Source organism: [Clostridium] symbiosum ATCC 14940 (assembly GCF_000466485.1).
GTDB classification, from domain to species: domain Bacteria; phylum Bacillota; class Clostridia; order Lachnospirales; family Lachnospiraceae; genus Otoolea; species Otoolea symbiosa.
Genome location: NZ_KE993028.1, coordinates 33,288 through 44,748, shown reverse-complemented (window position 1 = coordinate 44,748; position 11,461 = coordinate 33,288). Strand labels below are relative to the sequence as shown.

Sequence of the window (11,461 nt, the reverse complement as noted above, 5' to 3'; positions counted from 1 at the left end):
CACCTGCTTAACTAAATCTCCATATGTTTTAGTAACAGCGCCCCGCCTAAACTGTTACCTTTATTTAGCACAGTAAGATTCTGCTCAATTCCGGACTGTTTTTCCAGCCAGTACTTCTTTATAGTCTTTATAATTCTCCTCCAGCAGAGTCGGCGTGTCCAGTCCATAAGGACATTTAGCCCTGCATTGTCCGCAATGGACGCAGTCCTCGATTTTTTTCATCTTCGCCTGGCCTTCCTCCGTGAGAAAATCATCCGGGGGCATCCGTCTTAAGAGGAGCGACATTCTGGCACAGAGATTAATCTCGATGCCTGACGGACATGGCAGACAGTAACCGCAGGCCCGGCAGAATGAGCCTGCCAGCTCTTTCCTGTCTTTTTCAATTACGGCATTCCGCTCATCCGTAAGCTCCGGAGGATTATCGATATAGCTGATGAATTCATCCAGCTCCGCCTCCCTCTGCACGCCCCAGATGGGAAGTACATTTTCATGAGAGAGCATCCATGCATAAATCACCGCTGAATCCGTAATAAGGCCCCCGGAAAGCCCCTTCATTGCGATAAAGCCCATATTCTGCTTACGGCAGGACTCGGCCAGGGCAAGTTCGCGCTCTGTGGACAGATAGTTAAACGGAAACTGGAGCGTATCATAGAGTCCCGATTCCACCGCCTCCTCCGCCACAGCCATCCTGTGGTTCGTAATGCCGATATATCGTATCATGCCCTGTTCCCTGGCTTTAAGCATGGCTTCATAGAGCCCGCTGCCGTCTCCCGGCTTCGGACAGAATGCCGGGTTGTGGAACTGGTAAATATCCACATAGTCAGTTTTTAAATTATGTAAACTTGTGTCTAAATCCTGCCAGAATTTATCCACCGTTTTTGCCGAGGTCTTTGTAGCAATATAAATTTTATCCCTCACGCCGCTCAGCGCAAGGCCGATTTTCTCTTCGCTGTCGGTGTAATCCCTCGCCGTATCAAAGAAGCGTATCCCTGCATCGTAAGCTTTCCGAAGCAGAGCCCTGGCCGCCTCCATGGATACCCGCTGCATCGGAAGGGCGCCAAAACCGTTCTTATTGACGATAATCCCTGTTCTGCCGAGCGTCACCGGAGTCCCGGCCACCTTTTCATAAGAATCCAGCATATCCTGAAGCGCTTCATCGCTGTCATCGATCCAGACGTCCTCTTCCTCTGCGTTAAGGCCCAGATATTTTGCAAGCGTTCTTTCATCATCGGAATTATTCCACCTGGAAATAAACCTGTCTATTTCCTCAAATTCAACCTGGCCTGACAAATATAGCTCTTTAAATGTCATTCTTCCTGCTCCTTTATATTCTTAAGAACCGTGATTTCCTGGTTGTCAATATGTTCGCGCACAGCCGCCTTGGCCTCGGCCACATGGCGGTTCCTGAGGGCCCTCAGGATCTTCTCATGCTCAATCAGAAGAATCTGTCTCTTGTCCTCATCCTTGATATATTCCAGACGGAAACGGTACATCTGTTCCCTCAGATTATTCAAAATCTGCACCAGCCTCATGTTCCTGGTACAATTATAAATTACATCATGGTAAGCCTCGTCCGTCTCGGCAATCTCCATGGCATTTCCATTGTCAACGGCGTCTTTGAATGCCTTTCCCGCCCTCTCCATTTCCATGAGATCGGAATCCGTCATCCGCTGGCAGGCCAGCTCAATAGCCAGTTCCTCCAGGGAACGCCTTACCTCTAAAACATCCTTTAAGCTCTTCTCGGAAATCTTGGCAACCTCCGCTCCCTTACGCGGAATCATCAGTACCAGGCCTTCCAGCTCCAGTTTTCTGATTGCCTCGCGGATCGGGGTTCGGCTTACTCCCAGCTTTTCTGCAAGCTGTATTTCCATGAGTCTTTCTCCCGGCGCCAGTTCCCCTTTCAAAATGGCCTGCCGGAGCGTGTTGAATACGACATCCCTCAGCGGGAGGTACTCATTCATGTTCACTTCAAAATTATTTCCCATAAATAATTCCCCTGTCCTAATTATTTTCCTGCTTTGTTGTTATAGAAGCTGGTCAGATATACCTGCTTTGAGAGGCTTTTCGCACTCCCATAGCGCATTTCTTCATATGCCTCCTGAGCAGCAGCCGGATTTACAAACAATCCGAACACGGTAGGTCCGCTGCCGCTCATCAGAGCATTTACAGCTCCCAGTTCCATCATTTTTTCTTTGATTTCCCGGATGACCGGGTGAGCCGGTATCGTCACCGTCTCCAGTATATTTCCCAGATTATCCGCCACTCCGTAGAAATCCCTGGATGCCAGAGCCTTTGCTATTTTGTCGATATTCGGGTGTGCATCCCGGGACAGCGAAGGCAGGTTCAGGTTTTCATAAACAAATTTAGTAGAAACGCTGATCGGCGGTTTGGCGATCAGGATCTGGCACTGCGGCATCGGAGGCAGCGGCGTAAGAATCTCCCCAATTCCTTCGGAAAGCGCTGTCCCTCTCATGATGCAGTAAGGCACATCGGCTCCCAGCTTTACGCCCCTCTCCATCAGCTGTTCCGTTGTAAGGCCCAGAGAAAACATCTTGTTAACTCCGAACAGGACAGCCGCCGCATCACTGCTTCCTCCCGCCATACCGGCTGCCACGGGGATGAATTTCTTCATCTTGATTTCCACGCCTTCCGTAACGCCGAACTCGTCCATCAGAAGCTTGGCCGCCCTGTAGCCCAGATTGTTTTCATTGTCGGGCAGATAATAGAGATTTGTTTCCAGCCTGATTCCGGGCTGTTCGCTGCGCACCAGGTCAATCTTGTCATACACGCGCACCGTCTGCATAATCATCCGCACTTCATGGTACCCGTCTTCCCTCTTCCGGACCACGTCAAGCCCCAGATTAATCTTACCGTAGGCTTTAAGCCCCAGGTGCTTTATCATTTCTATTCCTCCGGTCTTTTCCTTTCGTAGTAAATTGTATCAACGCATTTTTTTGTATACAATATATTATATACGCCGTACATACAAAATACAATACTATTCGGCTGTATTTTTGTCTGTTTCTGTAATTTCTTTTGCATCCGTCCGCATATACCTCTTAAATATTCTGCAAAGCAGGAGTGAATTCAGGTAAACCGGGCCGGACAGCACCCAGAATCCCAGCCATGAAGCATAATGAAACATGATATAAAAAAATACGGAGTTCAGGATTATCATCAGAACAGTGGACGGAAGATGGCGTACCGCCATCATAAACGCATTGATTATCGTCTTGAAGACCGTATTTACAAATCTTGCCTGGATGGCATATACATATACGGTTATAAAAAGATACAGCAGCATCAGAGCCAGCAGCAGGGCGGCTGCCGCAAAGCGCGCCGGGCTGCCGGAAGAAAATATGCCGGCGGAAAAGATATCGGAGGCTGAAGCTCCCGGCGCTCTGCCCCCCAGAACAAAATACCAGAAATCAAGCAGCAGCACCGCCCCGGCAGCCGTCACAATCAGATGGATGGCCGTGGACTGTACCAGATTGTCCCTGAATGCTTTCAAAAAACTCCTGTATATATGCGACTCCCTGTCTTCCGCCATCTTAAGAGTTATATAATACAATGCCGTCACCGACGCCCCGGCTGTTATGACCGGAAGACAGAGTAAAACGGCAAGGAAGTTCAGAATCATTAAATCCCATATCCTCGACATGAACATAAAGAAGGGATTGTCATAATCAAATAATTTTGATGCCATTATTAATGCCTTTCTTTTGTTTATTGAAATAGTTTAAACAGCATAAACTTTTACTGTTTATCGCATATCTGTTTGCATATATTTTTCAAACGTAAGAATCCCCTCACTCTTCTGCTCCGTATCCTCCGTCCTTGAAAAACCCAGGGCCTCTGCCAGACGGACGGAAGCTTCATTCCCTTCCCCGGTTTTTATCCGGACATGACGAAGCCCCAGCTCTTCCTCCGCATAGCCGAGTATCGCAGAGCATGCCTCAAAAGCGTATCCACGGCCCCTGAACGGCCCGTAAATATGATACCCCAGTTCCCCTGCCGTAATTCCGGCTTTCCCTATAATAACACCGCTCTTTTTTAAAACCAGGGCCCAAAGCCCGCATTCATGGAACCGGTACTGATTGTCAATATAATCCTCTCTCCTGGCACGGTCAGAGAATACACCGTCCCCGTCGTCGGCCGATTCGGCTTCCAGCGGATCGTCCTTTGTAAATTCCCGTATCAGAAGACGCTTTGTCTGCGCTATAATCCATGGAAGTCCGTATTGTCTTCTGACTGCCTTTTCCAAAAGCATATCGTCCGCCGCCTCCATCTCACAAACCAGATAGAGGCATGCGTCAAACCCTGCCCCTAAAGGGCGCACGGAGGGATCCCATATCCCAATAATGGCTCTTCCCGCCGCTGCTGCGGCCAGAAGAGCCTCGTTGTCATCCGAAACAGTGACTGGATATCTGATTCCTTCTACTGTTACTTCTTTTACAATTGTCATATCTTCTATTCTTCAGTCTTTCCGGCCGGCCTCCGTCTGATCACCGGTACAATCAGCATTTCTCCGGTTCCGGATATTCCGTTCCGAACGTCTCTGCCGTCATCTTCTTAATCTTCTGTTCTTTCATCGGCCTGTCGTTCCAATCCGTCCTCATGGCGGCGATTTTGTCCACAACGTCAAGACCTTCCGTCACCTTGCCAAAAGCCGCATAGGCTCCGTCCAGGTGTGGTGAATCCTCATGCATAATAAAGAACTGGGAACCTGCGGAATCCGGAGCCATCGATCTGGCCATGGAAAGCACCCCTTTGGTGTGTTTAAACTGGTTTGCAAAGCCATTCTGGCTGAACTCTCCTTTGATTGAATAGCCGGGACCGCCCATGCCGTTGCCGTTCGGACAGCCGCCCTGGATCATGAACCCCTTGATTACGCGGTGAAAAATAAGGCCGTCATAATATCCCTTATTAACCAGACTGATAAAATTGTTCACTGTATTTGGGGCAATTTCCGGGTAAAGCTCTGCTTTCATGATGTCGCCGTTTTCCATCTCAATAGTAACGATTGGATTCTGCATATTTATTTCCTCCTAAGATTTTCTGCTCTTGTCCTATAAGTGTAGCAAAATGCAGAAGATTTGTCCAGACTTTAACCAATACGGTACTGGTTGGGTGAAAGTCCGGTCTCCCTTTTGAATATGGTGCTGAAATAGCTGAGGCTCTGAAATCCTGTCTTCTCAGATATCTCAGCCACAGTCATAGAGCTGCTTTTGAGAAGCTGCTTCGCATTATCGAGTCTCACCTGCTGAAGATACTGTACAAAGTTAATGCCGAAATACTTCCGGAAGCTGCGGCTGAAATAAGAGGGGCTGTATCCGCAGATAGATGCGACCTTATCCAGATCGAGGTCCATCATATAATACTGTTCGATATAGGCTTTTGCAATATCCAGTACGCCGCCCCCGTCTGAAAGCGCCCTGACCCTGTTTATGGCAAATTGAAGAAATAACTGCATCTCTCCCTTGATATCCTTTACTGTCGCAGCCTTAAAGATCCGGTTGACCACATTGATAAGGCTGCCGGATATTTCCGCCGCATCGATTCCAATCCGCATGCAGTACTGGGCCGTCTCCGACAGAATTGTAACCGCCAGAGATTTTACATAGGAGGCCCCCATGTTCCGGCTGATTGTAAGATTCATAAAACGTTCCAGAACACCTTCCCCGTATTCTTCGTTTTTGAGGCTGACTGCAATAATCAGATCATGGCTGAACTGCTCTGATTCGGAGGCCCCCTCATCCCCGTATACGGGAACCGACTGTCTGTAATGAAGCACCTGTCCCCTGCCTTTCTGGAAAGAGTGTTCCAGGGCGCGGAAGGACTGTTCATAAGCCCTCCATAAAAAACCCTTCGTATCGCAGAAGCTGCTCACCCCGATTGATACGGAATAGCCCGTCTCCCGGATCAGATGGTCCCGGATCATCTCAGCGCAGGCAGTGGCGTAATCTTCAGCCTGTTCCCCTTTTCTGCCGCCGCAATCCAGAACCACAACCACCTTGTCTGTTCCTATCAATGTCGTGGCAATTCCCTTCATCCCCAGGCGAAGCACTTCCCGCGTCCTGTTCAATAGATTCCGCTTCATCTTGTAGCGGTATGAATTATGGTGGTGCTCACAGATTGTCCAGAAATCATCATAAACAATGGTCAGAATTATCTGGGGGTTTATTTCTATCTCCATCAGGCCGAACATGGGCTGAAGTTTCGTCAGTCTTTCCAGATGACCGTATATTAAATCGTGGATATATTCCATAGACAGGATATCTTTAAACATCTCCGCCGCCGGAAGCTCCTCCTCCCCGTCATGCCCGTGCAGGAAATAAACGCCGTCAATATATCCCTGCCAGGCATAGGGAAGCACCATTCCTGCCGGAGCCGCCTCCATCATCATGATAACACGGCACCCCGGATTATTTTCCTTCACCTTCTGAATAAAGTCATTTTCAATATCCTGCTGCCTGAGAAAAAGAAAGCAGTCTCCGGGGCCCCTGCTCAGTGCCAGAACTTCTTCCCGGTTTTTTGCAAGCTCCATATCAGGCAATTGTCCCGCTGCCGGATTGTTTTTATCTAACAGACAAATACTCCTCATTCTTTCCTCCAAACGGTATTTAAAATTATTATTGCTGCCTTTTCTTCAAACTATAATATAATCTAAAAACATTGTCAATTTTTCACTTATGTCAAAAAAATTAAAATGGAGAACAAAAATGTGTATATATAACACTTTATCCTTTTACTATAATAAAGACAAGCTAAGCGGCCGCTTTGCAGGTAACGGAACAGAATGAAAAAGTCTTAGGAGGTGCTATATGAAAAACACTCCGGAAGTACCGGAAAACACCACAAGCCCAGGCATTAAAGCCAAGTTTGTCCTGCTCAGCCTGATCGGAATTTTTATGTTTTTTGTCCCTGTCCCGTCAAACGGAGCCACCACAATTCCCATTGAATACCTGGTGAGCTTTCTGACCGGCCACTTTATGGCGGCAGGGCGATTATATGCGCTGGCAGTCATTCTCATCGCCACTGCCATGCCTTTCATAAAAAAGACCTGGAACAAAGACGCCATCACAACCATTTTCACTTTTACAAAAATACTGGGAGCGGTATTCACGGTAATCGTCTTTTCCGGCGTCGGACCTGAACCGATTATGAGAGCGGATCACGGGCCCTTCCTCTTCGAATCGCTGGCAGTCCAGGTGGGAACTCTTATTCCAATCGGCGCCATCTTTCTGACCTGTCTTATGAATTATGGTTTTATTGACTTTGCCGGCCAGTTCCTCCGCCCCCTGATGCGGGCAGTCTGGAGGACCCCGGGGCGCTCGGCCGTCGACGCCGTGGCCTCCTTCATGGGAAGTACGGCCGTGGGAATGCTGATTACAAATGAAATGTACAAAGAGAGGAAGTACAACACGAGAGAAGCCTCTATCATCGCCACAGGATTCTCCACAGTCTGCGTATCATTTTTTGTTATTGTTGCAAAAACAGCAGACATCATGCATTTGTGGACTCCGTTTTTCTTCATATCACTGATTGTCACCTTTGGCGTCACAGCCATTGTAGCCAGAATCTATCCTCTGTCTTCTAAGCCTGAGACCTATTATCAGGAAAAAGAGGGATATCCGGAAGAAAAACTGGAGGGGAGCCTTTTGAAAGCCGCATGGAACGAAGGACTCCGGATCTGTAAAGATGCCGGTCCTGTACTTCCGAACATTCTTAAAAACATTAAGAACTCATTTGGACTGGTGTTTGAGGTGCTGCCAAACTTCATGTCAATCGGCCTGGTGGCGCTGATTCTGGCAGATTATACGCCTGTGTTTGACTGGCTCGGCTATATTTTCTACCCAATTACGCTGCTGCTTCAGATCCCGGAGCCTCTGCTTGCCGCTAAAGCGGCCTTCCTCGGCCTGGCGGAAATGTACCTTCCCGTCCTGGTCGTCGTAAATGCGCCGGAGCTGACACGTTTTATCATCAGCGTCATGAGTATCACCCAGGTTTTGATGTTCTCCACGACAATTCCCTGTGTTGTGGCCACTGAAATTCCTGTTTCCATCAAGGATATGGTTATCATCTGGCTGGAACGGACCATCCTGTCCTTCTTTATCATTGTGCCGATATCCTGGTTAGTCTTTATGTTGTAAATGCCGCGCTGCGGCCTGTTAAAAATAATCATTCACGGAGGAAAACAATATGTTCTACGAACCATCAAAAAATAATCACGGCTTATCCAGAAATCCGTTTAAGTCCTGTACCGTTCCGAGAGTCATCGGATGGATCTCCACAAAAAATCCGGACGGCACCGATAACCTGGCTCCCTACAGCCAGTTTACAAATCTTACCTTCGATCCGCCGCTGGTCATCTTTTCCGCCAACCAAAATGTGGTGGATGATCGGAAAAATACGGTAAAAAACATTGAGCGCACCGGCGAATTCGTCTACAATATGGTATCGTACGATTTAAAGGACGCGATGAACCGCTCTTCCATCTTTGAAATTCCGGAGGGAACGAAAGACAAGTTCGAGTATTCCCAGGTTACAAAAGCGCCTTCCGTACTGGTACAGGCCGCCCGTGTTGCCGAATCTCCGGTTCAGTATGAGTGTAAATACGTTCAGACAATCCGCATCCCGGGCAAAGACACACTGGCCACCGTGGACTGTATTATCGGAGAAGTAATCGGAATACATATTGCCGACGAATTCATTCTTCCCGACGGAAAGGTGGATATCTGCCGCATTAAGCCGGTGGCCCGGCTCGGATACTTCGATTTTACCGTGGTCAATAATTCCTTTGAGATGGCCCCGCCCAAAGTCAGCCCTGAAAAACAGATCCTGGTGGACAAAGGTCTTGAGGGGAAGGTTTAATCAGAGAATCTATAACCGTCTGCCGGTTTCAAGTCGGCAGGCGGTTTTTATATTGAACAGTCAGCTTTATTACCCGGATTTTGAATTAGATATTCGACGCCAACTCCTTGTTTTTATGGTATAATGACTGCAAAGCAGTCATTATACCGCGCATAAACGGTTTCTGCGTTCACCGCAGAAATTAAATTATCAAAAGGAGGGCGTTACATATGGGAGAAATGATTCCGTCATACGACAACACAAAATTATATTTAAATAGGCCGGAATCGGCACCTACCGCTTTGATCACCGCGGCCACGGACGTTCCGAGGGAGAGCGCACCTATTACACGGACTTTAATGAACTGCTGGATGACACTAACGTTGTAGTCGATTTGGCGATTGCCGAGAATCCCGGCGTTCCCGTATTTCTGATCGGCCACAGTATGGGCGGCTTCACTGTTGCCCTGTATGGCGCCAAGTATCCGGACAAAAAGCTTCGCGGCATCATCACAAGCGGAGCCCTGACCAGGGATAACGGAAAACTTATCACCGGTATTCCGAAAGGAATGGATCCCCATACACAGCTTCCAAACGAACTGGGCGCCGGCGTTTGTTCCGTCCAGGAGGTTGTGGACTGGTACGGAAAAGATCCTTATAACACGAAAACCTTCACAACAGGTCTGTGTTACGCCATCTGCGACGGCATCACCCGGTTTGAAAACAGCATCAAAGAATTTAAATATCCTGTCCTGATGCTACACGGAGAAAAAGACGGCCTTGTAAATGTACAGGACACCTATGATTTCTTTAAAACCGTTCCTTCTTCCGATAAACAGATGAAAATTTACGGCGGTCTGTTCCATGAAATATTTAATGAATATTGCAGGGATGAGGTGATCGGAGATGTGATTGGATGGATAGAGCATCGCACACGATAACATGAACGCTCCGCGCACAGGTCACCGCCATCAATAAATCCGGCAGCAAATGCCGGCCTTATGTATACAATTCGGTTCAATTTTTCTATTTGAAGAATTGCCGGATTGTTTTTATTTATCAGGAATATTCACCTGCTAAATAAAAACCGCTCCGCAGAGTAACGAATAAAAATCGAAAAAAAGACAACAATAACCGTAAAATTTGAGGAAGGATCGCTCTGAAGAAAGCGTTTAAATCTTATGAAAAACAAAAAACCGCACTATGCCTGGATCATTCTTCTGGGCGTTATCCTGATCCGCGGCTTTGCCGGAGGAGGAATCAATTCGGTCTCAGGGCTTTTTCTGTATCCCGTGTCACGCGATATCGGCGTTGGAATAGGGACTCTGTCCATTTATTTAAGCATCACTTCCATTGTCATGGTATTATGGCTTCCGCTGGCAGGGCGGCTTATCAACCGGTATGACGTCCGGCTCGTAGCCGCAGCCGGAGCCGTTCTGCAGGCGCTCTCTTTCATGTCCTTCGGGCTTATGAATTCGGTCTATGGCTGGTATCTGATGGCGGTTCCTTATGCAATGGGATCCACGATTCTGGTAAGTCTGCTGGGGCCAATCCTGATTAACCGCTGGTTCGCAGGAAATACAGGAATGATGCTGGGACTTCAGATGGCCTTTGTCGGCTTATTCGGCTCCGTTTTTCAGCCTGCTGCCTCAAAAATAATATCCGTTCACGGCTGGCGCGCCGGGTATTTATTTGTCGGGGGCGTTACGCTGACTGCCGTTCTTCTTTCTTCCGTTCTCTTTCTGCGAAACAGGCCCGAGGATAAATCCACGTCTCCTTACCGGACCGGGACACAGGCTGACAGGAGCGCAGGCCGGAAGGAATCTGATTTAGTGGAAATACCGGAAAAAATGGCTTTGCACTCGGCTTCCTTTTATTTGCTGCTGTTCTTTATGATTTCCATTACCGGTATTGGCGTTTTTACACAGCATATACCTACCTACGGAGCATTACTCGGCTACACCACAGCCGAGACCGGCAATGCCCTTGCATACGCTTCCATCGGGAGCGCGGCAGGTTCAATCGCAATTGGAGTAATCAGCGACAGAATCGGCAGCCTGAAGACGTGCTACGGCGTTCTTGGAATCGGTTTTTTGGCAATGGCCGGCTACCTGCTCAGCGGCAGCAGTCTCCTCCTCTTTCGCATGTCCGCCTTTTGCCAGGGATTAATCAGCGCCGGTATCATGGTCCTGTCCCCTATTCTGACGCTGAGATTCTACGGCCGGAAGGATTATGAAAAAATATTTGCCAAAGTCTCCATGGGCGCTCCGATTGCCTCAGTCATCCTGATTCCCGTCTACGGGTTTATCTATGACATGACAAACAGCTACCGTTTTGTCCTGCTCCTTATGATCGGTCTGCTGTCGGCTGCTCTCTTCTGCATCAGTGCAGGCTGGAAATACCGCTGTACCCAGGCCGGCTGTCCTGTTATATGGAAAAACAGGCGCTGAATGAGCGGAATCAATGCGATGGAAATTGGGGGAGTTTCCTTCCGTCGTTCATATTTCGTTCACAAATCATTAAAAAACCTTTTACACAATTAACATGATTTCTTCATCTTTCCCCCATATACTTAAACCATAGCAATTAACAATGCTTACAAGATTTTT

Annotated in this window: 10 protein-coding genes and 1 pseudogene; 4 read left to right on the top strand and 7 right to left on the bottom strand. The window is 48.1% G+C overall.

The genetic code is table 11. The annotated features are described in order from the left end of the window. Positions 1–84 precede the first annotated feature (84 nt). The 7 genes from CLOSYM_RS20220 to CLOSYM_RS20190 all read right to left on the bottom strand — a co-directional run bounded on the left by CLOSYM_RS20220 (position 85) and on the right by CLOSYM_RS20190 (position 6,604). Positions 85–1,311, bottom strand: coding sequence for an aldo/keto reductase (locus tag CLOSYM_RS20220; RefSeq protein WP_021643588.1), 1,227 nt, complete (start codon positions 1,309–1,311; stop codon positions 85–87). After that, positions 1,308–1,985, bottom strand: coding sequence for a GntR family transcriptional regulator (locus CLOSYM_RS20215; protein ID WP_003497514.1), 678 nt, complete (start codon positions 1,983–1,985; stop codon positions 1,308–1,310). Before CLOSYM_RS20215 ends, CLOSYM_RS20220 begins: the two co-directional genes overlap by 4 nt. Positions 1,986–2,005: 20 nt before the next feature. Continuing rightward, positions 2,006–2,902, bottom strand: coding sequence for a 4-(cytidine 5'-diphospho)-2-C-methyl-D-erythritol kinase (gene ispE / locus CLOSYM_RS20210; protein ID WP_003497515.1), 897 nt, complete (start codon positions 2,900–2,902; stop codon positions 2,006–2,008). Between the two features lie 96 nt (positions 2,903–2,998). Further along, complete coding sequence (locus CLOSYM_RS20205; RefSeq protein ID WP_003497516.1) at positions 2,999–3,706, bottom strand: YesL family protein; 708 nt, start codon at positions 3,704–3,706, stop codon at positions 2,999–3,001. Between the two features lie 57 nt (positions 3,707–3,763). After that, on the bottom strand, positions 3,764–4,465 hold the full coding sequence (locus tag CLOSYM_RS20200) for a GNAT family N-acetyltransferase (protein WP_021643587.1): 702 nt from the start codon (positions 4,463–4,465) through the stop codon (positions 3,764–3,766). Positions 4,466–4,517: 52 nt separating this feature from the next. Next, the gene (locus CLOSYM_RS20195) at positions 4,518–5,036 is read right to left on the bottom strand and encodes a peptidylprolyl isomerase (RefSeq protein WP_021643586.1); all 519 of its coding nucleotides are present in this window, start codon (positions 5,034–5,036) and stop codon (positions 4,518–4,520) included. 71 nt (positions 5,037–5,107) lie between these two features. Beyond that, a complete protein-coding gene (locus CLOSYM_RS20190; protein WP_009297576.1) occupies positions 5,108–6,604 on the bottom strand; it encodes a helix-turn-helix domain-containing protein in 1,497 nt (498 codons plus the stop codon). Between the two features lie 220 nt (positions 6,605–6,824). Between CLOSYM_RS20190 and CLOSYM_RS20185 the strand changes: the two genes are divergently transcribed. From CLOSYM_RS20185 to CLOSYM_RS20170, 4 genes and pseudogenes are all read left to right on the top strand, one after another. After that, a complete protein-coding gene (locus tag CLOSYM_RS20185; protein WP_003497522.1) occupies positions 6,825–8,153 on the top strand; it encodes a YjiH family protein in 1,329 nt (442 codons plus the stop codon). A 49-nt stretch (positions 8,154–8,202) separates the two neighbouring features. Beyond that, a complete protein-coding gene (locus CLOSYM_RS20180; RefSeq protein ID WP_003497523.1) occupies positions 8,203–8,874 on the top strand; it encodes a flavin reductase family protein in 672 nt (223 codons plus the stop codon). Between the two features lie 209 nt (positions 8,875–9,083). Beyond that, positions 9,084–9,793 (top strand): annotated as a pseudogene (locus CLOSYM_RS20175) (alpha/beta hydrolase). 240 nt (positions 9,794–10,033) lie between these two features. Next, positions 10,034–11,302: an MFS transporter gene (locus tag CLOSYM_RS20170; protein WP_003497527.1), complete on the top strand. Its 1,269-nt coding sequence runs from the start codon at positions 10,034–10,036 to the stop codon at positions 11,300–11,302. Positions 11,303–11,461 lie beyond the last annotated feature (159 nt).